Genomic DNA, 20,700 nt, shown 5'->3' with positions numbered 1-20,700 from the left:
GTTAGGAAAGTGTTCGATGCACAGGATTAGGCTACAAAGAGGGGGTTAATCGTACGATTATTCAGCGCGGAAGCCGATATACTCCGTATCCTAAAGTGATGACGGCAATGAACGTCGCGCTGATGTACCCGTTTGACTTTCCTGCGGACCTTGTTCGCAAAAAAGATTTACACACAGCAACCCTTCAGTCACGCCTGCCCAAAGGCGAAGCGGTAGAAAAATTTACCGCAGAGGTGATCCCCATGGCGTATTATGGAATGATTACGCCCTGGTAAAAATGGAGCAACCTCGAGATCACATGTCCGAACCGACTCGCTATACCCTGCCCGTGAAATCTGGCGATCAACGCCAGCTCGGCCAGCTGACTGGCGCTGCGCACGCGGTTGAGTGTGCCAGCATTACCGAGCGTCATGCTGGTCCGGTGTTAATGATTACACCCGATACGCAAACCGCCCTGCGGCTGCTGGACGAGATTCGTCAGTTTACCGATTTGCCTGTCACGCATCTCGCAGACTGGGAGACGCTGCCTTATGACAGTTTCTCACCGCATCAGGACATTATTTCGGCCCGTCTTTCCACCCTGTATCAACTGCCTACCTTGCAGCGCGGCATGCTGATTATGCCGGTCAACACGCTGATGCAGCGCGTTTGCCCGCACAGCTTCCTGCACGGCCATGCGCTGGTGATGCAGCAGGGTCAGAAACTGTCACGCGATCGCCTGCGCGATCAGCTTGAACAGGCGGGCTACCGCCATGTGGACCAGGTGATGGAGCACGGGGAATACGCGACCCGCGGCGCTCTGCTCGACCTGTTCCCGATGGGCAGCGAGCAACCTTACCGTATTGATTTTTTTGATGACGAGATCGACAGCCTGCGCCTGTTTGACGTCGACAGCCAGCGCACGCTGGAAGCCGTTCCCGCCATCAATCTGCTGCCGGCCCACGAGTTTCCCAGCGATAAAGCCGCTATAGAGCTCTTCCGCAGCCGCTGGCGTGAAATTTTTGATGTTCGCCGTGAAGCCGAGCATGTTTATCAGCAGGTGAGCAAAGGCACCCTGCCCGCCGGTATTGAATACTGGCAACCCTTGTTCTTTGAACAGCCGTTACCCTCGCTGTTCAGCTATCTGCCTGATAATACGCTGATTGTTAACTGCGGCGATCTGGAAGGCGGCGCAGACCGATTCTGGAATGATGCCAACGCGCGCTACGAAAATCGCCGTGTTGACCCGATGCGTCCGCTGCTTGAGCCCGCCACGCTGTGGCTGAGGCCGGATGCGTTGATGAGCGAGCTGAAAGCCTGGCCGCGCATCCGTATGTCCCATGACGTTTTGCCTGCCAAAGCGGCCAACACCAACCTGGGTTATGAATCTCTGCCGGACTTATCGGTTCAGGCCCAGGCGAAAGCCCCGCTGGATAACCTGCGTCAGTTTCTGGAGCAGTTCAGCGGCGGCGTCGTGTTCTCCGTGGAGAGCGAAGGCCGCCGTGAAAGCCTGCAAGAGCTGCTGGCGCGCATTAAAATTCGCCCTAAGGCTATTCATCATCTGCGCGAAGTCAGCGCCGGAGAGCATGCGCTAATGATCGGCGCCAGCGAGCGTGGCTTTGTGGATACGCAAGGCCATCGTGCGCTGATCTGTGAAAGCGATCTGCTGGGCGAGCGCATCAGCCGTCGCCGCCAGGATACGCGCCGTACCATTAATCCGGACATTCTTATCCGCAACCTGGCGGAATTGCATCCGGGGCAGCCGGTCGTGCATCTTGAACATGGTGTGGGCCGCTATATCGGCCTGACCACGCTTGAAGCCGGCGGCATCCAGGCCGAGTATCTGATGCTCTCTTATGCCAACGATGCCAAGCTGTACGTGCCGGTTTCCTCGCTTCATCTGATCAGCCGCTATGCGGGTGGCGCCGATGAAAACGCGCCGCTGCACAAGCTGGGCAGCGATGCCTGGTCACGCGCCCGTCAGAAAGCGGCCGAGAAAGTGCGCGACGTCGCCGCCGAGCTGCTGGATATCTATGCGCAGCGCGCGGCAAAAAGCGGCTATGCCTTTAAACACGACCGCGAGCAGTATCAGCTCTTCTGCGAAAGCTTCCCGTTTGAAACCACACCCGATCAGGCTCAGGCTATCAATGCCGTGTTAAGCGATATGTGTCAGCCGCTGGCGATGGATCGTCTGGTCTGTGGCGATGTGGGCTTCGGTAAAACAGAAGTGGCGATGCGTGCCGCCTTCCTGGCGGTGGAAAACAATAAGCAGGTGGCGGTGCTGGTGCCGACCACGCTGCTGGCACAGCAGCACTATGATAACTTCCGCGATCGTTTCGCTAACTGGCCCGTGCGCATCGAAATGCTGTCCCGCTTCCGCAGCGCCAGGGAGCAAAACCAGATACTACAGGAAGCCAGCGAAGGCAAAATCGACATTCTGATTGGTACGCATAAGCTGTTGATGAGCGATATCAAATGGCACGATCTGGGCTTGCTGATTGTGGATGAAGAGCACCGGTTTGGCGTGCGTCATAAAGAGCGCATCAAAGCGATGCGTGCCGATGTCGATATTCTGACGCTGACCGCTACGCCGATCCCCCGCACCCTGAATATGGCCATGAGCGGAATGCGCGATCTCTCCATCATCGCCACGCCACCAGCGCGTCGACTCGCGGTAAAAACCTTTGTTCGGGAATTTGACGATCTGGTGATCCGCGAAGCGATTCTGCGCGAAATCCTGCGTGGGGGTCAGGTTTATTACCTGTACAACGATGTTGAGAACATTGATAAAGCCGCTCAGCGCCTGACGGAACTGGTGCCAGAGGCGCGCGTCGCCATCGGCCACGGGCAAATGCGCGAGCGCGACCTTGAGCGGGTGATGAATGACTTCCATCATCAGCGTTTCAACGTTCTGGTCTGCACCACCATTATTGAAACCGGCATTGATATCCCAACGGCCAATACCATTATTATTGAGCGCGCCGACCACTTCGGGCTGGCGCAGCTGCACCAGCTGCGCGGACGCGTAGGCCGATCGCACCACCAGGCTTATGCCTGGCTGCTGACGCCACACCCGAAAGCCATGACGACCGACGCGCAAAAACGCCTGGAAGCGATCGCCTCGCTGGAAGATCTGGGCGCAGGCTTTGCCCTGGCGACGCACGATCTGGAGATTCGTGGCGCGGGCGAACTGCTGGGTGAAGAACAAAGTGGTCAGATGGAAACGCTGGGCTTTTCACTCTACATGGAACTGCTGGAAAATGCGGTCGATGCCCTGAAAGCCGGTCGGGAACCTTCCCTCGAAGATCTCACCAGCAATCAAACTGAAGTCGAGTTACGTATGCCCGCCCTGCTGCCTGAGGCGTTTATTCCGGACGTGAATACGCGCCTGTCGCTGTATAAACGCATCGCCAGTGCCGAAGCAGAAGACGAGTTGCAGGAGCTGAAGGTGGAAATGATCGACCGCTTCGGTCTGCTACCCGATCCGGCCCGTAACCTGCTGGACATTGCCCTGTTGAGGATGAAGGCCAGAGCACTTGGCGTGCGTAAAATCGAAGCCAGCGATAAAGGTGGCTATTTTGATTTCGCGCCGCAAAACAGTGTGGATCCTGCCTGGCTAATCGGCCTGCTGCAAAAAGATGCGAAGCAGTGGAAGCTTGAAGGCCCGACGCGCCTGCGCTTTACCCGTGAACTGGCGGAAAGGAAGGTGCGTATGGAATGGGTGCAGTCGTTTATGGCGCAGCTCATGGAAAACCGGGTCGCCTCTTAACCCGCTCACCACCAGCATCAAGCGAAGCCGCCCCGCTCAGGGCGGCTTTTTTTATGCCTGCCTTCCGACGGCCTCGTGAGCAAACAGGCTTATCCGGAACGGCGTGCCCTGTACTTATCTGGGCAGCGGCGGAGCAAACTGCAACGCACCTGCAATTCGGTTCCAGGCGTTGATCGCCCCAATTGCCGAGGTCAGGAAAATCATCTCCTGCGACGTAAACAGGGTACTGACCTCATCATATAGCCCATCCGGAATCGGCTGCTGTGCCATCAGCGTAAGCGCCTCCGTCCATGCCAGAGCGGCCGCTTCACGCCCGGAATAAATGCCCGCGTCGCGCCAGGTCGCGACTAAATCGATTTTCGCTGAAGCCAGCCCGGCTTTACGCGCCACATTAAGATGAAACTGAAGGCAAAATGCACAGCCATTCAACTGCGATGCCCGGAGTTTGATCAGTTCGGTCAATGTTTTATCCAGGCCTGCGTGGTCAACCGCCTTGCCCAGCATGCCCAGCGCTGCAACGACCTCGGGCGCTGCCTGTTCAAATGTGGACCAGTCGCTTCGGTGGTGAGAATACGATGCCATAATCAATCCTGCCTGTTAATATAAGAACACGAACAACAATATAAGAGTTCTTACATTATGCGCAAGTCAGGATCGCACAATCTGTCGCTGCCCGGCCCTGGAGAAGGCATGCGCGGCACAAAAGGCCACATTGGCTATCTGCTTCGTCAGGCGCATGCCGTTCATAAGATGCGGATGGAACATGCCCTGAAAGCCACGGGCCTGACTCTGCCCCAGTTTTCCGTGCTGACGATGCTGGCAGCCTACCCTGGTGCATCGGGTGCCGAACTGGCCCGGCTCTCCTTGCTGACGCCACAAACCATGAGCGTGATTGTCAGCAACCTTGAGCGGGCAAGCCTGATCCACCGTCGCCCTCACGAGGAGCATGGTCGAATTCAGATTATTGGCCTGACGGATGAAGGACAGCAGGTTCTGACCCGGAGCAAAGCGGCCGTTAAGGCGGCCGAAGCGGGTCTGCTTGCCGATCTGTCTTCTGAGGATGAAGGCGCTGTGCGGCGATGGCTGGTGAAGGTGGCGACCTTACCGACTGACCCGGTCTGAGGGCGATGTTGTCTGGCGCGCACCGCTTTACCGCTCAGCAGAATAAGGTTTATCGCTGTGTTCGGCTCGCCCGGCGGCTTCATCGGGTCACGCAGGTTGGTAAAGCCTTCATGGTGACCCATAAAAAAAGCGCATCCGGAGATGCGCTTTCGTGTTTCATGGTGTGCTGTGTGACCGCAATGCGGCAAGCTTTGCCCTGGATCTTATGCTTTATCGCCGTTCAGGATTAACTGTCCGTTACGGTCAACCGGGATACGGGTACCGGGATCGTTTTCCATGCGGATTTTACCCTGCTGGTCGCCGATCTTATAGGTGACGTCATAACCCAGCATTTTTTCCTGCTTGTCGTACACGGTTTTACAACGCTGTTCAGAGGTGGTGTAGGTATCGCGATCCTGCATACCGCCCTGAACCTGGTTGCCCGCATAACCGCCCGCCAGCGCACCGGCTACCGTTGCGACGTCGCGTCCACGACCGCCGCCAAACTGGTGGCCGAGAACACCACCGGCTACCGCACCCAGTACTGAACCGGCGATACGGTTTTCATCCTGAACCGGACGACGGTGCGTCAGCGTCACGTTACGACACTCCTGACGCGGTTGTTTAATCGATTCTTTAATTGGGGTTGCTGACAGCACCTGTGCATATTGTGGACCGCGATCAAACACGTTAATGCTTGCTACGGCGGCTACACCCAGTGCCGCTGCCACGCCAATACCGATACCCGCTAACATTGATTTATTCACAGGAAGTTCCTCCTGAAAGTGTTACCGCGCATTCCTGCCGCTGGGAAATCCCTTACAGCTCTGGCAGAACCGACGTGCGCGACTCGCCGTTTGGTTGAGATAAGTTTTACAGATGTAAAGCTTTTGCAATATCAGACAATGGGAAGAAAAGCGTGCCTGAAGCGTTAGTGCCACGTTTTCGGAGAGTTCTGAGCGACGATGAGGGGGCCGGATACCGCGCTGACTTCACGGCATAACAGACAAGTTAGCAATGAAATCAGCGGGTTAAAACAAAATCAGATGATGCGATTAGTGAAGCTTCAGACGGGGGCGGATGACCCGGTTGAGACTGCCCACGATCATCATTAGCCCGGTCTTAACATAACCGTGCAACGCGACCTGATGCATACGATACAGTGATATATAGACAAATCGGGCAATGCGCCCTTCTATCATCATCGATCCGCGCATCAGATTGCCCATCAGGCTTCCTACGGTGCTGAAGCGTGACAGAGAAACCAGTGAACCGTGGTCTTTATAAACATAGACTTTGAGCGGCTTGCCCTGGTATTGCAACAGGATGTTATCCAGCGCACAGGATGCCATCTGGTGTGCGGACTGCGCGCGCGGGGGCACAAATCCACCGCCGGGTAAGGCGCAGGACGCGCAATCACCGATGGCATAGATGTCGTCATCCAGCGTGGTCTGGAGTGTCTCTTTCACCACCAGTTGGTTGATGCGATTGGTTTCCAGCCCGCCGATCGCTTTCATAAAGTCAGGCGCTTTAATCCCTGCCGCCCAGACCATTAAGTCGGCTTCAATAAACTCGCCACTTTTGGTATGCAGGCCCAGCTTGTCTGCGCTGGTCACCATCGTTTGTGTCAGAACGCGTACGCCAAGCTTGCTAAGCTCCTGATGGGCCGCAGAGGAGATACGTGGTGGTAGCGCAGGCAGAATACGTTCGCCCGCCTCCACCAGCGTGACGTTGAGTGCCTCGCTGCCCAGTGCTTTATACCCGTAGCTGTGTAGCTGCTTAACTGCATTGTGCAGTTCTGCCGACAGCTCAACACCCGTTGCACCGCCGCCGACGATAGCAATGTTCACCTTCTCCACCGCCCCTTCGCTGGCAGAGAATTTCAGGAACAGATTCAGCATTTCATTATGGAAACGACGCGCCTGCTGCGGATTGTCGAGGAAAATACAGTGATCTTTAACGCCTGGCGTGCCGAAATCGTTTGAGGTACTGCCCAGCGCCATGACCAGCGTGTCATAAGCCAGCTCGCGCTCGGGAACCAATACCTCCCCCTGCGAATTCACGACTTCAGCCAGTTGGATGACTTTTTTCTCACGGTTGATGTTCGTCAACGAGCCCAGCTGGAACTGAAAACCGTGGTTGCGGGCATGCGCCAGATAGCTGAGAGCGTCAATGCCTTCATCCATGGAGCCGGTGGCCACTTCATGCAGCAACGGCTTCCACAGATGGCTGTGGTTGCGGTCAACCAGGATAATCTCGGCTTTCTTCTTGCGACCCAGCTTATGGCCTAACTGCGTTGCCATCTCCAGCCCACCGGCGCCACCGCCGACGATGACAATTTTCTTAACAGATGTAGTCAACAAAAACCCCCTCAAATTGTGAACCAAAAGTTAATCAATGGTTAAATTAAACCTTAATAAACATAGGGTTGGCGACATAATTTCGCTATCTGGGGGCAGAATAGCATGGCGGGAAGCGATGGGCCTCAGAAAATTGATGTACATCAAATTTAGCAGACAGTTCCTGGCAACGCCGACAACACAATCGGGCACCGCATGGGCGCCCGGTTGCGTCAATCTGCCGTTTTAAAGGCGTTCAGTCGGTGAAGATGGGGGGAAAGATTGCGGAACTTGTGGCTTTCGCTTTCGTCCCAGACGATCGGGTAGTAGGGATCCAGCAGTGCGGCGCTGCGCTGGCTGTCGAGAATCTCATCGTGGCGGGATAAAAGGGTCAGGCAGCGGCCGCGGTTACGTTCGCGAAAATCGCTGACGCACTTGGTGGCAATGTCCAGGTACTCTTCAGGTCGATCTATCTTGCCTTCCATATTTTCGTACGGAAACAGGTTGGGATTGAAAATCGCCTGGCGGATCGCGCACAAGAAACCAATACGTTCTGACCAGTACCCGCCCAGCCCTACGCCGCAGATCAGCGGATGCGGATCGTCGCTCAGACTGAGCATTTTATCGGTTTCTTTGAGCAGAAACTGCATGTCATGTTTGGGATGGCGCGTGCTGTAGCTGATGAGCCTGACGTCAGGATCGATAAACTGCAGTTGCAGCACTTTTTCGTGGTTGCCCGGACTGGATGAATCGAAACCGTGAAGATAAATAATCATGTTTATCCTTGAAGATCATCACACCGGGCAACCCGTGATTACCACGTCGCTTTATGCGCCAGCCAGCGTTCCTGCAGCGCGCTTAACTGCTGCGCATTCTGTTTCCAGCGGCGACTGGCCTTCAGGCTGTCCCGGCTAAAGGTTCCCCGATGGTACAACTGCACCACCGGCTCTGCCTCGATCACGGTCAAATTATCGATCACGCTTACCGCGCCCTGACGGTCGTTACAGACCAGAATCATGTCGCATCCGGCAGACAGAGACTGTTGCGCACGCTCGGCATAGCTGCCCATCACCGCCGCGCCTTCCATTGAAAGATCGTCCGAGAAAATCACGCCCTTGAAACCCAGCTCCTGGCGTAACACCGTTTTCAGCCAGTAAGGCGAACCGCTGGCGGGGAGCGGATCGGCTTCCGTATAGATCACGTGTGCGGGCATAATAGCGTCGAGCGCCTGCTCGCCGATCAGCGTGCGGAATATCGCCATATCATGCTCGCGCAGTTCGGCTTCGCTGCGGCCATCACGCGGTGTCTCTTTGTGGGAATCTGCACTGACCGCGCCGTGACCGGGGAAATGCTTACCGGTGGTTTTCATTCCGGCCTCATGCATGCCGGCAATAAAACGCCGCGCCATCGCCAGGGCAATCGCAGGGTCCTCATGGAACGCGCGATCGCCAATGGCCGCACTGATATGGCCGATATCCAGCACCGGCGCAAAGCTGATATCGATATCCAGCGCGATCATTTCGGCCGCCATCTGCCAGCCAGCCTGCTGTGCCAGCTCGCCTGCCGTTGTCATATCGTTGAGCGCGGCAAAAGACTGCATAGCGGGCAAATTCGTAAAGCCATCACGAAAACGCTGTACTCGCCCGCCCTCCTGATCCACCGCCACCACCAGGCGCGTAGGCGAGGCGGCACGAATCTGACGCACCAGCTCGGCCAGTTGAGCGGGGTCATGATAGTTGCGGGCGAAAAGGATTAATCCACCCACCAGCGGATGGCGCAGTATCTCACGCTCTTCCGCATCCAGTTCGAAACCTTCGACGTCCAGCATCAAGGGGCCGGGGAAACCTGTTGTCATAGCCTGAATCCTGTTTCACGGCACAAAGCCGTTAAATCTGCTGCCAGCTCTGTTGAGCCAGCTGTTGTAAATGCGCATCGCCGCTCTGTTCGGCGCGCAGTTGATACCAACTGGCGACTAACAGATGCAGCCAGGGCTGCCAGCGCGAAACCTGGTGTTGCAATGATGTCAGCGGGATCTGCATGAGCGCGGCATAGTCACCTAGCCACTGCTCTTGCTGAGTGGGATCGGATAAACAGACGGCCGCCAGCTCAAGCGCCACGTCGCCGTCTGCGGCATATTCCCAGTCAATAAGGTGCAGCCCCTGTTCAGACTGAATCAGATTAGCGGGATGCACGTCCATATGCAGCGGCGCAAGGCGTAACGGCCGCGGCTCGCCCTGTCTGGTTAGTCGTTGCAGCTGCTGCAACCAGCGGTGCTGTCGCTGCTGGCAACGCTGCCAGTACTGCCACAGCAGGGGCAAAAGGGATAAACGGTAACCGGTGAGCGGCTGCTGGTGTAGCCGTTGCAATAGCGCAAGTACCTGAGGCCGTGCAGCACGGAATCCGGCATCGCTCATCACCTCACCGTCCTGCCAGGGCAGGATAATGCCGTGCCGGTTACCCGCCAGCGGGCGCTGCACCAGGCCGCTCAGCCGCAATTTACGCAGCACGCGCCCTTCGCGCTGGCGATTGACGAAAGGTATCGCTGACTGTGGCGCCGGGCGGAGGAGAAGCCGTTCGTTTTGTGTGACGATCTGACAGCTCTGCCCGGTTAATCCTGCCAACGGTGTTACCGTTACCCGATGCCCGCCCGTTGTTGCCTTGATCAGTTGCAGAAGCGCCGCATTAATTTTGGGCGACACCGTTTCCAGACCAGATAATTTCACCCGTCTGCACCAGCATCAGCTGCATTTGTAAGGTCGGTGATTTTACATCGCCTTTGGCCGTGCTGTAGAGCACGTACTGCGCGTTGAGATTACGCGCCAGGCCAATCGCCTTGCTGCGCGAGTTCAGGCTGTCGTCTGGCGAAAGACCAAGTGTTTGTTTCGCCTGCGCCAGCTGTTCTGACGACACCAGAGTGAACTTACCGTTGTTATTCAACGCGTTCTGAATAGCACTGGTCGCCTTTTCACCCTGTAGTGCGCCGTTAGTGCTGTTTTTAATGCGATCGACCAGCAACACGCTTCCCGGCGTCACCGTGGCGGCGCGCACCATTTGTGCGACCAAGGGTTCCACGCTGGCATCCCAGTTAATCGTCACCAGCTTAGGCGGTTGCGGAACAGGTTGAGGCTGGGGGATCGGTTGCTCTGGCTGAGGAACAGGCTGAACCGGCTCCACAGGCTGAGTCGGTTCGACCGGTGCTGGCTGCTGCTGTTTCATCACGCAGCCAGAAAGAATAAGCGCCATCATTAGCGCGCCAGTACGGTTAACACTGCGAATCACGTAACAGTCCTCAGAGATAGATATAGAGACGAACCTTGCTGGCCGTCAGATTACCCAGTTGCGACACCGCAGCGACGCTTCCGTTGGGGGGAACCGTGACAACCTGAGCCGGTTCACGCGGCGTTATTTCAAGCCCTTTGTCGTCGTACCAGTAGTAACGATAGTGCACAACCACCGGCGTTTCACGCTGATTGTAAAGTATGCTGCTGGCACGTTTCTGGCCGTCATGGTCATCCAGCGTTGGCTCGTCGGTAATAATACCCGCCGAGAGGACAGACGACTCCATGACCAGTGACTGCGATGTATTAATCATCGGTTTGTCGCTGCTGCAACCAGTAAGGCTCAGCAACGCCACGGGCAGACATATCAACCATGAACGCATAGCAAGGTTCCCTTCAGGGATCAGTGTGACAGCATCGGGCCAAGCGGCTTGCCGCCCACCAGATGCATATGGATATGATAAACTTCCTGACCGCCATGTTTATTGCAGTTAACAATCAGGCGATAGCCGTCTTCGTCAATGCCTTCTTCCCGCGCAATCTTTGCGGCGGCGGTGAACATCCGACCCAGCGCCTGCTCGTGCGCCGCCTCGACGTCATTGGCGGTTGGGATCAGGATATTGGGGATAATCAAAATATGCGTTGGCGCCTGGGGTGAAATATCGCGAAAAGCCGTTACCAGTTCGTCCTGATACACCACGTCGGCGGGGATCTCCCGACGGAGAATTTTACTGAAAATAGTTTCTTCAGCCATAAAGCAATTCCTTGAGCCTGAGGTAATACCTCAGTATGCGGGAGAAATTCGTTTTCTTTCAACCTCAGGCGACTTTTTCTTGTTATGACCGGCGGCGTTTAACGCATTTAACAGCACCCGTATGCGAAAAACCGCCTTTCCTGTTTCTGCCCCCTCTGCACTCGTCGCCCCCTTTATGTTGCCTGCGGCCAGACCTGACACGCGCGCTCGCAGGGCTGTCCGACGGGAACGTGCACAAAGCCCCGCTCCATTTGTTTCTACGGGAGACACCTGGACAAAAGTTGCAACAATTGATCAATAAACCACCAATGCTACCTGCCGAAACTATCAACAGCGTGTCGGGTTAACCTGCTTTCAGTGATGCGCGACGCCTGACAGTCAAGAAAACGATTACATCAACGATTAAACAGGATGTTGAATATGAGCATTTTACAACGTGTCAAATTGTCACATCGCCTGATTTTTCTCATCGCTTTTTTCCTTCTCGCCATGGTTGTTATCGCTGTGATCTCTCTTCACTCACTTCGGTCGCTGGCTGCGTCAGAACAGCAGCTCTACGCTTCCCGGCTGGAGCCTGTGCAGATAATGAACGTTGCCGCCCGGGAGATGGCCACGCATTTTCGCCGTTCCTATGCTTACGTCTTTCCGGTTAGCTCCGCTACGCCCGTTGAATCACGCCAAACCACCTCTAAATTTAACCAGAAGTCTCAGCAAGCTGTGCAAAATGCGATTGATTTTCTTAAGCAATCTCAGGATCCGGCGCTGGTTGCTATCACGCAGAAAGTGTTGCAGGCCTGGCCTGACTACCTGGCGTCCATGCAACGCGTCTACGCCCTTGCCAACGAAAACAATGTGGCAGGAGCGCTAAAGGAAATCGCAACGACGACAGATCGTTTACATGTCGCGGTCCGGGATCCCCTGTTAGAAGCCGTAAAGATCTACAATGCGTCCGTCAGCCAGATCATTGACGACAACGTTTCCCATATTGACCGAACCTCCTTGATGTTGATTCTGTTAATTAGCCTGACCTTTATCGCCGGTGGCGCACTGGGCACGCTGATATTTTTTTCCGTTATGAAGCAACTGGGTGCCGAGCCTGACGTTGCCGTCAGAGTGGCGGGCCTGATCGCCGACGGTCATCTTTATGAGCACAACGCCATTAAAGCCGGGGATACCTCCAGCCTGATTTACCAGTTATCCGTGATGCGCCAGCACATCCGCGACCTGATCAGTGAGGTCCAGGAAGCGGCGGAACAGGTAGCCAAATCCTCGACGGAAATCGCCCAGGGTACCCGCGATCTGTCACAACGAACGGAATCACAGGCTTCAGCGCTGGAAGAAACCAGTGCTTCGATGGAGCAGCTGTCCTCAGCCGTACAAAGCAATGCAGACAACGCCAGGATCGCGAACGACGTGGTCAGCAACGCCTTCCAGAAGGTGGCCAGCGGCGGTCAGTCAGTGTCTGACGTTGAGCAGACGATGCGCGCCATTCAGGACAGCAGTAGCAAAATCGGCGAAATCATCAGCGTCATTGACAGCATTGCTTTTCAAACCAATATTCTGGCGCTTAACGCGGCGGTGGAAGCGGCACGTGCCGGGGATGAAGGTCGGGGGTTTGCTGTGGTCGCGGGCGAAGTCAGAAACCTGGCGCAGCGCAGCGCCGTGGCAGCCCAGGAAATTAAAACGCTGATTACAGAAAGTCATTCACGTGTCGAAACCGGCGTGACCAATGTCAGCGTGGCAGGCGAAACCATGAAGGCGGTCATTAAAGAGATTCATCGCGTCAACGACCTGGTGGCTGAGATCAGCACGGGAAGTCATGAGCAAAGCACCGGTGTGAAACAGATCGGTATTGCCGTGGCGCAAATGGATACCGACACGCAGCAGAATGCAGCGCTGGTAGAAGAAACGGCGACCGCAACGGCACAGTTGCAACGGTTATCCGATCGACTGTTGCAGACCACCTCAAAATTTTTGACTCGCGAAGCAAACTGACAGGCTAAAGCGCGATGCCCTGTCAGCCTTAACTTCGGGCAAAAAAAACAGCGTTGAGCCGAGACTCAACGCTGTTTTCGCCGTGCCAGAACGGCATCAGACCTTATGACTTGTTACGGATGTAGTCATCCATATCTGTTTTCAGGTTATCGGATTTGGTGCCGAAAATCGCCTGAACGCCTGAACCGGCCACCACGACGCCACGTGCGCCCAGGTTTTTCAGTTCAGTTTGATCCACTTTGCTTACATCGGCCACGCTGACGCGCAGACGCGTGATACAGGCATCCAGGTTAGTGATGTTTTCTTTGCCACCAAATGCAGACACCAGTTTGCCCGCCATTTCACCGCCGGTCGCGGAAGAAGACTGTTCACTTGCGCTGTCTTCACGCCCAGGGGTTTTCAGATCCAGCTTCACGATCAGGACGCGGAAAACGGTGTAGTAAACCGCGGCGTAGATCATACCGATAATCGGGAACAACCAGATTTTGCTGCTGTTACCACTCAGGACGATAAAGTCGATCAGGCCATGGGAGAAACTGGTACCGTCACGCATGCCCAGCAGGATACAGATTGGGAAAGCCAGACCGGCCAGAATGGCATGGATGACATACAGGATTGGCGCAACAAACATGAACGAGAACTCGATCGGCTCGGTAATACCGGTCAGGAACGAGGTCAACGCCGCAGAGATCATGATACCGCCCACTTTGGCACGGTTTTCAGGTTTTGCCGAATGCCAGATGGCAATGGCCGCGGCAGGCAGGCCATACATTTTGAACAGGAAGCCGCCAGAAAGTTTACCTGCGGTTGGGTCACCCGCCATGTAGCGAGGGATATCGCCGTGGAATACCTGACCTGCGGCATTGGTGTACTCACCAATCTGCATCTGGAAAGGAACGTTCCAGATGTGGTGCAGACCAAATGGCACCAGCGCACGTTCAACGACGCCGTAGATACCAAACGCCACCACCGGGTTTTGGTAGGCCGCCCACTGAGAGAAGTCCTGAATCGCTGAACCGACCGGTGGCCAGATAAACGACAGCACCAGCCCCATCGCGATAGCCGCCAGACCCGAGATAATCGGCACAAAGCGTTTACCGGCAAAGAAGCCCAGATATTCGGGCAGCTTAATGCGATAGAAGCGGTTAAACATATACGCGGCGATGGAGCCGGCAATAATACCGCCCAGCACCCCGGTATCGGCAAGGTGTTTTGCCTCAATTTCCGCTGCCGGCAGATGCAGGACTAAAGGAGCGACCACCGCCATGGTTTTCACCATGATGCCGTAAGCCACGACCGCTGCCAGTGCGGAAACACCGTCGTTATTGGTAAAGCCGAGTGCCACGCCAATGGCAAAAATCAGCGGCATATTGGCAAAGACCGATCCACCCGCTTCCGCCATTACATGCGATACCACCGCAGGTAACCAGCTAAAGTTCGCTGAACCAACACCTAATAAAATACCGGCAATCGGAAGAACCGATACCGGCAGCATGAGCGATTTACCAACCTTTTGTAAGTTGGCAAAAGCATTTTTGAACATAGCGTGAAACTCCTGAGTATGAGTGCGTTTTTCGCGCAGTGCGCGTGGTAAAGAGGGAGGTTCTTTACCGGTTGGCGTTATCCGCCTTTTTGATTTATTACGAAGGGTAAAATAAATTACCCTTCGTTACTTTGACGGCTATCACGTTTCGTCAATCACACGCCAGCAGCCGGCCACAACGGCGGTTTTTTTGCTTATTTTTCAGCCAATAAAAGTTGACCCTGTCGAATCACAACAGGGTCAACGAACATAATCTCGTATTTATTACAACGTCTGAAATAACTCTGAATCAGGCACCAAGACGGCTCATCGGCACATGAAACAGCGTAGAAAAGTTTTTTGTGGTGGCGGCGGCCAGCGTCTCAATATCTACGCCTTTCAGCACCGCAAGATAATCGGCAACGTCACGCGTGTAAGCAGGCTGGTTCTCTTTGCCCCGGTAAGGAACAGGCGCCAGATAAGGGGAGTCGGTTTCGACCAGAATGCGATCCAGCGGGACGTAGCGCGCCGCGTCACGAATCTGCTCTGCATTGCGGAAGGTGACGATGCCCGAGAATGAGATATAGAACCCCATATCCAGCAGTTTTGCTGCCGTCGCCTGATCTTCTGTAAAGCAGTGCAGTACGCCGCCACAGCGTTCAACCTGCTCTTCCTTGAGAATGGCCAGCGTGTCTTCACGTGCATCACGCGTATGCACGATAATCGGCTTATTCAGCGCAATTCCGCTACGGATATGTTCACGAAAAGAGTCCTGCTGCTGAGCTTTGGTTTCCTGCTGATAGTAGTAATCCAGCCCGGTCTCGCCCAACGCGATCACCTGAGGATCGGCGGCCAGGCGGCGGAATAACTCAACATCATACGGCGCCTCCTGATTCAGCGGATGCACGCCACAGGAGAGCGCAATATTTTCACGATCGCCCACCAGCGCTTTCAGCGTACTAAAGCCGGGTAAGGTCGTGGCGATAGCCAGCATGAACCGGACGTCGCGCGCTGCCGCTTTGGCAATCACATCATCAAGATCGTGATGATTTTTCTCATAATCCAGGCCATCAAGATGGCAATGGGAATCAACAATAAACATATTTTTCTCAGTCATTTAGCCGGGTAACCTGGGCTTCAGGTTATCTGCCCAACTCAGTAATCTGTCAGTCAGGAGGAGTTCACGATTCACTGCCGCAACCTGTAATAACGATTCACGGCAGCGCATCCAGTCTTGAGCGCTGTTATTGAGCGCCGTTTGCGAGAAGTGCTGCGCCAGCATGGCGACCACGTCCTGACGATCGACGTTAGTCAGCCACTGGGTTGCGCCCTGCTGCCATTTCATCGCATCCAGTATGAATGATAACAGCCAGCCAATCCGTGCCGCGCTGTTATCTGCGTTCAGCACGGGCAGGAGTTGCAGGATGTCCTGTTGCAACGCACCCGGCAGGGAATCGCACAGTTTTTGCCGGGCCTGCCACAGGCCATCATCCAACAGCGTCAGCGCCGCACCGGGCGCACCGGCACTGAGCCGCAGCGCGGCCAGTAGCGGGGCCTCATCATGTTGCCCCTGCTTTCTCAGCCAGGCCAGACTGTGATTTTCATCTGGTGGAGGTAACGTCAGCACCATGCAGCGACTACGCAGCGTTGCCAGCAGGCGGGAGGGCTCGCGACAGCTTAAAAAGAACCAACTGTTGGCTGGCGGCTCTTCCAGCGTTTTCAGTAAGGCGTTAGCCGCCGCCTCGCTGAGCTGAGCCGCATCTGGCAGCCAGACCACCTTGGCACCGCCCTGCTGCGCATAGTGATACATTTTTTCCGTAACCTGACGCACGGCATCAATGCCCAGCGTCGTTTTGCCTTTTTCGGCTTCAAGCCGGTACCAGTCAGGGTGCGTATTTGCCTGCATCAGCTGGCAGCCATGGCAGTGACCACAGCTTTTTAATCCGTCGCGTTGCAGGCACATCAGCCAGCGGCTGATCCCCCACACCAGCGCATCATCGCCCATGCCGTCAAGAGAGGTGATCAACAACGCATGATGGGCACGGCCATCCTGATGCTGACCAATCACCTGGCGGTAAGGTTGATTGAGCCAGGGATACCAGTTCATGCGCGCTGTTCCGCCAGCCAGGCCGTCAGGGTGGCGTGCAGCGCGCTTGTAACCTGCTCAAGCGGCTGAGTGGCATCTATCGTCAGGATACTGTCATCGGCGGCAGCCAGCGCCAGATATCGCTCACGCGTGCGTTCAAAAAAGCGCAGCGACTCCTGCTCAATGCGGTCTAATTCTCCGCGGGCGCGGGCACGCTGTAACCCGGTTTCAGGCGTAACATCGAGGTACAGCGTCAGGTCAGGACGAAAGTCGCCCAGTACCGTATCCCGTAAGGTGCGCATCAGTTCGGCGTCCAGCCCGCGACCGCCGCCCTGATATGCCTGGGAGGAGAGATCGTGACGATCGCCTATCACCCAGGCCCCCCGCGCCAGCGCAGGCTTGATCACCGTTTCCACCAGTTGGACGCGCGCGGCATACAGCATTAACAGTTCCGCTTTATCGGTTACCTGCTCGCCCTCAATGCCCTGCTTGACCAGCACGCGGAGCTGCTCAGCCAGCGGTGTGCCGCCGGGTTCGCGGGTAAAGACAATATCGTCGATTCCACTGGCCCGCAGTGTTGCAACGACCGCATCGCGCGCCGTGGTTTTTCCTGCGCCTTCCAGGCCTTCAATAACAATAAACTTACTGTCCATTTTTTTCCTTTAACACCAGCCGGTAAGCCTGCACGGCCTTGTTGTGGCTGGCAAGATTGGTGGTGAAGGTATGTCCACCTTTGCCATCCGCCACGAAGTAGAGATAGTCGGTTTTTTCCGGATGCGCGGCCGCAATCAGTGAGGCTTTGCTCGGCATCGCAATTGGCCCCGGCGGCAGGCCGCTGATGATATAGGTATTATACGGCGACGGCGTTTCCAGATCTTTACGCGTCAGCGTGCCAGTATAGGCGTTACCCATGCCGTAGATCACGGTAGGATCGGTTTGCAGACGCATCCCCACGCGCAGGCGATTAATAAACACGGAAGCCACCTTAGCCCGCTCTTCACTCACACCGGTTTCTTTTTCGATGATCGACGCCATCGTGACCATTTCCTGCGGATCTTTATAGGGCAGGTTATCCATCCTGCCCTGCCAGACTTCATCGATGGTCTTTTTCATCCGCTGATGCGCGCGTTCCAGCAACGCGACATCGGTGGTGTTTGCGGTGTACAGATAAGTATCCGGAAAGAAACTGCCTTCCAGCGCCTTTTCGTCCAGCTTCAGCGTGCTGGCGACGGTCGCATAGCTGTCATCCGGCAGCGTATGTTTCACGTAGGGCGCTTTACGTAATTCGCTAAGCCACTCTTGCAGGCGTTGTCCTTCCACAAACCGCAGCGGGAATTGCGCCTCTTTGCCGCTGGCGAGCAATTCCAGCAAACTGCGGACCGTCATTGTCGGTTCAAGGCGATAGGTTCCGGCTTTGAATTTGGCCAGCTCAGGCTCCAGTTTAAGCAATGCGCCAAACCAGATGCTGTGAGGGATAATCTTTTGACTTTCCAACTGCACTTCCAGTGCAACGCGACCGGTTCCTGCCGGCAGCGTGTAGATCGTTTCCTGGGAAAGGGTCAACCGGGTTGCTGCAAGTTGTTTAACCTGCCAGTAACTCACGGCTGCCGCGATGAGCAGGATGACCACAACGCTCACCCCTATTTTTTTGATTCGGCTCATGATGCTTCCATTATCTTTCTACAGCTCGCCTGTAGCTGGTTAAACAAGGTGCGCTGTTCAAACGACAGCGCATCAAGTTGTCGAACGGGTAATACGGGCATCAGCGCGTTGCATACCACAATCTCATCGGCTGCCTGGAGTTGCGCCAGTCCCGCCTGAACCACCTGACAAATCTGACCTGCGGCGCGCATTTCCGCTATCAGACTGCGCCGCATAATGCCGTCAACGCCCGCCTGATCCAGCGCCGGGGTAAAAACCGTGCCGCCGCTTCGCCAGAATAAATTAGCCGCACAGCATTCCACCACCCAACCGTCAGTGTCAAGCACCAGCGCCTCATCGGCGTCGGTCTGCTCAAGGTGGGCACGAATCATCACCTGTTCCAGCCGGTTCAGGTGCTTAAGGCCGGCAAACTGAGGCTGGCGCGCCAGGCGGACCGGGCTCACGGCCAGCCTGACGCCGGTTTGCTGTAGCGCCGCATAATGCGCAGGCCAGGGGGATACCGAAACGATTCGTGTGGGGCCGCTACAACTGCTGCGGCTGTAGCCCCGCCCGCCGCTGCCCGCGCTGATAATGACTTTAAGCACTGCCTTGTGATGTCCGCTGGCCGCGTGTTGCATCTCCTGCGCCAGCGCGGGCCAGTCAACGCCATTCAGCCACAGCCGTTCACAGCTTTGCTGCAATCGCTGCATGTGCCTGTCTAACAGCAGGATTTTGCCGTTGCCGATCGCGGCGGTCGTAAAGCAGCCATCGCCAAACTGTACGGCACGATCGGTGGCCGCCAGCTGGGATTGCTTAGTGCCGTTTATCCACATTGCCGTTTCTCCGGTATCAGAACGTTGCTCGACGATAGTCATGATTTTATCGGTTTCTTCGCGCCGCTGGATAGAAAAAAGGCCCGCATTGCGGGCCTTTACAGCAATCATAAACGGAATTTTTAGATTTTACGGAAAATCAGCGAGCCGTTGGTACCGCCGAAGCCGAAGGAGTTACACAGCGTGTATTCCAGCCCCGAAACCTGACGAGCGGTGTGCGGAACGAAATCAAGATCGCAACCTTCATCAGGATTATCCAGGTTCAGCGTCGGTGGAATCGCCTGGTCGCGCAGGGCCAGAATCGAATAGATCGACTCAACCGCGCCCGCCGCACCCAACAGATGGCCGGTCATGGATTTGGTGGAGCTGACCATTACCGTACTGGCTGCTGCACCAAAAACGGATTTCACCGCCTGGGCTTCCGCTTTATCGCCGGCTGGGGTTGAGGTACCGTGCGCATTGACGTAACCAATCTTATCTGGCGTCATCTGCGCATCACGCAGCGCGTTGATCATCGCAGCGGCTGCACCTGAACCGTCTTCCGGCGGTGAGGTCATGTGATAAGCATCGCTGCTCATCCCAAAGCCCACAATTTCCGCATAGATTTTTGCGCCACGTTTCTTAGCATGCTCATACTCTTCCAGTACGATAATGCCAGCGCCGTCGCCCAGTACAAATCCATCACGGTCTTTATCCCATGGACGGCTTGCCGCCTGGGGATTTTCGTTACGCGTCGACAGCGCACGTGCCGCGCCGAATCCGCCAACGCCAAGTGGCGTACTGGCTTTTTCCGCACCGCCCGCCAGCATCACGTCGGCATCGTTATAGGCGATGATACGTGCAGCATGACCGATATTGTGCACGCCAGACGTACAGGCGGTCGCAATGGAGATGCTGGGGCCTTTCAGGCCATACATGATGGTGAGATGCCCCGCCACCATATTGACGATTGTGGAAGGCACAAAGAATGGGCTAATTTTACGCGGGCCACCGTTCACCAGAGAGGTATGGTTGTCTTCAATAAGACCCAAGCCCCCGATGCCCGAACCAATTGCTGCGCCAACCCGGCCTGCATTTTCGTCGGTCACAACCAGACCGCTGTCCTGCATGGCCTGAATGCCTGCCACGATGCCGTACTGAATGAAGTCATCCATCTTGCGTTGATCTTTACGAGAGATAAAGTCATCGCAATTAAAATCTCTTACCAGACCTGCAAAACGTGTTGCATAGGCGCTGGTATCAAAATGGTCGATCAGGTTAATGCCGCTCTGACCGGCAAGGAGAGCACTCCAGGTAGACTCTACGGTATTGCCGACAGGAGACAACATGCCAAGACCAGTCACAACTACACGACGCTTAGACACGTTCGTCCTCCAGGGAGGGATAAAAATGACTATTGTGGG

At 55.7% G+C, this 20,700-nt stretch carries 20 protein-coding genes; 4 read left to right on the top strand and 16 right to left on the bottom strand.

Annotated features, from left to right (window positions below):
* The first annotated feature begins 107 nt into the window (after positions 1-107).
* Entirely contained in the window at positions 108-275 is a 168-nt protein-coding gene (locus tag QLG08_RS20475; protein ID WP_162471031.1) for a hypothetical protein, read from the top strand.
* Between the two features lie 23 nt (positions 276-298).
* A complete protein-coding gene (mfd, locus tag QLG08_RS20470) occupies positions 299-3,748 on the top strand; it encodes a transcription-repair coupling factor (RefSeq protein ID WP_112900057.1) in 3,450 nt (1,149 codons plus the stop codon).
* A 114-nt stretch (positions 3,749-3,862) separates the two neighbouring features.
* Here the strand turns inward: mfd and QLG08_RS20465 are convergent, their stop codons facing one another.
* Positions 3,863-4,330 carry a carboxymuconolactone decarboxylase family protein gene (locus tag QLG08_RS20465; protein WP_041457567.1) on the bottom strand — a complete coding sequence of 156 codons (468 nt, stop codon included), beginning with the start codon at positions 4,328-4,330 and terminating at the stop codon, positions 3,863-3,865.
* Positions 4,331-4,438: 108 nt separating this feature from the next.
* On the opposite strand from QLG08_RS20465, the gene QLG08_RS20460 reads away from it, so the two are divergent.
* Positions 4,439-4,870 carry a MarR family transcriptional regulator gene (locus QLG08_RS20460; RefSeq protein WP_227008725.1) on the top strand — a complete coding sequence of 144 codons (432 nt, stop codon included), beginning with the start codon at positions 4,439-4,441 and terminating at the stop codon, positions 4,868-4,870.
* Between the two features lie 203 nt (positions 4,871-5,073).
* Here QLG08_RS20460 and QLG08_RS20455 read toward each other — a convergent pair whose 3' ends face one another.
* The 8 genes from QLG08_RS20455 to hinT form a co-directional block, all read right to left on the bottom strand.
* The gene (locus QLG08_RS20455) at positions 5,074-5,616 is read right to left on the bottom strand and encodes a glycine zipper 2TM domain-containing protein (protein WP_013025383.1); all 543 of its coding nucleotides are present in this window, start codon (positions 5,614-5,616) and stop codon (positions 5,074-5,076) included.
* A gap of 288 nt (positions 5,617-5,904) precedes the next feature.
* A complete protein-coding gene (locus QLG08_RS20450) occupies positions 5,905-7,209 on the bottom strand; it encodes an NAD(P)/FAD-dependent oxidoreductase (protein ID WP_282473147.1) in 1,305 nt (434 codons plus the stop codon).
* A gap of 212 nt (positions 7,210-7,421) precedes the next feature.
* On the bottom strand, positions 7,422-7,964 hold the full coding sequence (ycfP, locus tag QLG08_RS20445) for an alpha/beta hydrolase YcfP (protein ID WP_014606124.1): 543 nt from the start codon (positions 7,962-7,964) through the stop codon (positions 7,422-7,424).
* A 38-nt stretch (positions 7,965-8,002) separates the two neighbouring features.
* On the bottom strand, positions 8,003-9,043 hold the full coding sequence (gene nagZ / locus QLG08_RS20440; RefSeq protein WP_014593437.1) for a beta-N-acetylhexosaminidase: 1,041 nt from the start codon (positions 9,041-9,043) through the stop codon (positions 8,003-8,005).
* A gap of 31 nt (positions 9,044-9,074) precedes the next feature.
* On the bottom strand, positions 9,075-9,911 hold the full coding sequence (gene thiK, locus QLG08_RS20435; RefSeq protein ID WP_028715012.1) for a thiamine kinase: 837 nt from the start codon (positions 9,909-9,911) through the stop codon (positions 9,075-9,077).
* Positions 9,871-10,467: a penicillin-binding protein activator LpoB gene (gene lpoB, locus QLG08_RS20430; protein ID WP_013025378.1), complete on the bottom strand. Its 597-nt coding sequence runs from the start codon at positions 10,465-10,467 to the stop codon at positions 9,871-9,873. Before lpoB ends, thiK begins: the two co-directional genes overlap by 41 nt.
* Before the next feature lie 10 nt (positions 10,468-10,477).
* Positions 10,478-10,849, bottom strand: coding sequence for a DUF1425 domain-containing protein (locus QLG08_RS20425; RefSeq protein ID WP_013025377.1), 372 nt, complete (start codon positions 10,847-10,849; stop codon positions 10,478-10,480).
* Between the two features lie 20 nt (positions 10,850-10,869).
* Complete coding sequence (gene hinT / locus QLG08_RS20420; protein WP_013025376.1) at positions 10,870-11,220, bottom strand: purine nucleoside phosphoramidase; 351 nt, start codon at positions 11,218-11,220, stop codon at positions 10,870-10,872.
* Between the two features lie 420 nt (positions 11,221-11,640).
* On the opposite strand from hinT, the gene QLG08_RS20415 reads away from it, so the two are divergent.
* A complete protein-coding gene (locus QLG08_RS20415) occupies positions 11,641-13,215 on the top strand; it encodes a methyl-accepting chemotaxis protein (protein WP_019105705.1) in 1,575 nt (524 codons plus the stop codon).
* Positions 13,216-13,318: 103 nt separating this feature from the next.
* On the opposite strand, the gene ptsG is transcribed toward QLG08_RS20415, so the two are convergent.
* The 7 genes from ptsG to fabF all read right to left on the bottom strand — a co-directional run bounded on the left by ptsG (position 13,319) and on the right by fabF (position 20,661).
* Complete coding sequence (gene ptsG / locus QLG08_RS20410; protein ID WP_013025374.1) at positions 13,319-14,758, bottom strand: PTS glucose transporter subunit IIBC; 1,440 nt, start codon at positions 14,756-14,758, stop codon at positions 13,319-13,321.
* 289 nt (positions 14,759-15,047) lie between these two features.
* On the bottom strand, positions 15,048-15,839 hold the full coding sequence (locus tag QLG08_RS20405; protein WP_026020996.1) for a metal-dependent hydrolase: 792 nt from the start codon (positions 15,837-15,839) through the stop codon (positions 15,048-15,050).
* A 15-nt stretch (positions 15,840-15,854) separates the two neighbouring features.
* Complete coding sequence (gene holB / locus QLG08_RS20400; RefSeq protein ID WP_013025372.1) at positions 15,855-16,844, bottom strand: DNA polymerase III subunit delta'; 990 nt, start codon at positions 16,842-16,844, stop codon at positions 15,855-15,857.
* Positions 16,841-17,476: a dTMP kinase gene (gene tmk, locus QLG08_RS20395; RefSeq protein WP_014593431.1), complete on the bottom strand. Its 636-nt coding sequence runs from the start codon at positions 17,474-17,476 to the stop codon at positions 16,841-16,843. The genes holB and tmk overlap by 4 nt, the downstream gene beginning before the upstream one ends.
* Complete coding sequence (gene yceG / locus QLG08_RS20390; RefSeq protein WP_282473146.1) at positions 17,466-18,485, bottom strand: cell division protein YceG; 1,020 nt, start codon at positions 18,483-18,485, stop codon at positions 17,466-17,468. The genes tmk and yceG overlap by 11 nt, the downstream gene beginning before the upstream one ends.
* The gene (pabC, locus tag QLG08_RS20385; protein WP_282473181.1) at positions 18,482-19,297 is read right to left on the bottom strand and encodes an aminodeoxychorismate lyase; all 816 of its coding nucleotides are present in this window, start codon (positions 19,295-19,297) and stop codon (positions 18,482-18,484) included. Before pabC ends, yceG begins: the two co-directional genes overlap by 4 nt.
* 122 nt (positions 19,298-19,419) lie before the next feature.
* The gene (gene fabF, locus QLG08_RS20380) at positions 19,420-20,661 is read right to left on the bottom strand and encodes a beta-ketoacyl-ACP synthase II (RefSeq protein WP_013025368.1); all 1,242 of its coding nucleotides are present in this window, start codon (positions 20,659-20,661) and stop codon (positions 19,420-19,422) included.
* Positions 20,662-20,700 lie beyond the last annotated feature (39 nt).

It is taken from the genome of Pantoea sp. V106_11 (assembly GCF_029967885.1).
Classification (GTDB): Bacteria; Pseudomonadota; Gammaproteobacteria; order Enterobacterales; family Enterobacteriaceae; genus Pantoea; species Pantoea ananatis.
This window is presented reverse-complemented; position numbering and strand designations above follow the sequence as displayed.

Bases quoted from the DNA above. Each gene is read 5' to 3' on its own strand.
- QLG08_RS20475 (WP_162471031.1), top strand. From the start codon at position 108: ATGAACGTCGCGCTGATGTACCCGTTTGACTTTCCTGCGGACCTTGTT.
- mfd (WP_112900057.1), top strand. From the start codon at position 299: ATGTCCGAACCGACTCGCTATACCCTGCCCGTGAAATCTGGCGATCAA.
- QLG08_RS20465 (WP_041457567.1), bottom strand. From the start codon at position 4,330: ATGGCATCGTATTCTCACCACCGAAGCGACTGGTCCACATTTGAACAG.
- QLG08_RS20460 (WP_227008725.1), top strand. From the start codon at position 4,439: ATGCGCGGCACAAAAGGCCACATTGGCTATCTGCTTCGTCAGGCGCAT.
- ycfP (WP_014606124.1), bottom strand. From the start codon at position 7,964: ATGATTATTTATCTTCACGGTTTCGATTCATCCAGTCCGGGCAACCAC.
- nagZ (WP_014593437.1), bottom strand. From the start codon at position 9,043: ATGACAACAGGTTTCCCCGGCCCCTTGATGCTGGACGTCGAAGGTTTC.
- QLG08_RS20425 (WP_013025377.1), bottom strand. From the start codon at position 10,849: ATGCGTTCATGGTTGATATGTCTGCCCGTGGCGTTGCTGAGCCTTACT.
- hinT (WP_013025376.1), bottom strand. From the start codon at position 11,220: ATGGCTGAAGAAACTATTTTCAGTAAAATTCTCCGTCGGGAGATCCCC.
- QLG08_RS20415 (WP_019105705.1), top strand. From the start codon at position 11,641: ATGAGCATTTTACAACGTGTCAAATTGTCACATCGCCTGATTTTTCTC.
- ptsG (WP_013025374.1), bottom strand. From the start codon at position 14,758: ATGTTCAAAAATGCTTTTGCCAACTTACAAAAGGTTGGTAAATCGCTC.
- QLG08_RS20405 (WP_026020996.1), bottom strand. From the start codon at position 15,839: ATGTTTATTGTTGATTCCCATTGCCATCTTGATGGCCTGGATTATGAG.
- holB (WP_013025372.1), bottom strand. From the start codon at position 16,844: ATGAACTGGTATCCCTGGCTCAATCAACCTTACCGCCAGGTGATTGGT.
- tmk (WP_014593431.1), bottom strand. From the start codon at position 17,476: ATGGACAGTAAGTTTATTGTTATTGAAGGCCTGGAAGGCGCAGGAAAA.
- yceG (WP_282473146.1), bottom strand. From the start codon at position 18,485: ATGAGCCGAATCAAAAAAATAGGGGTGAGCGTTGTGGTCATCCTGCTC.
- pabC (WP_282473181.1), bottom strand. From the start codon at position 19,297: ATGTGGATAAACGGCACTAAGCAATCCCAGCTGGCGGCCACCGATCGT.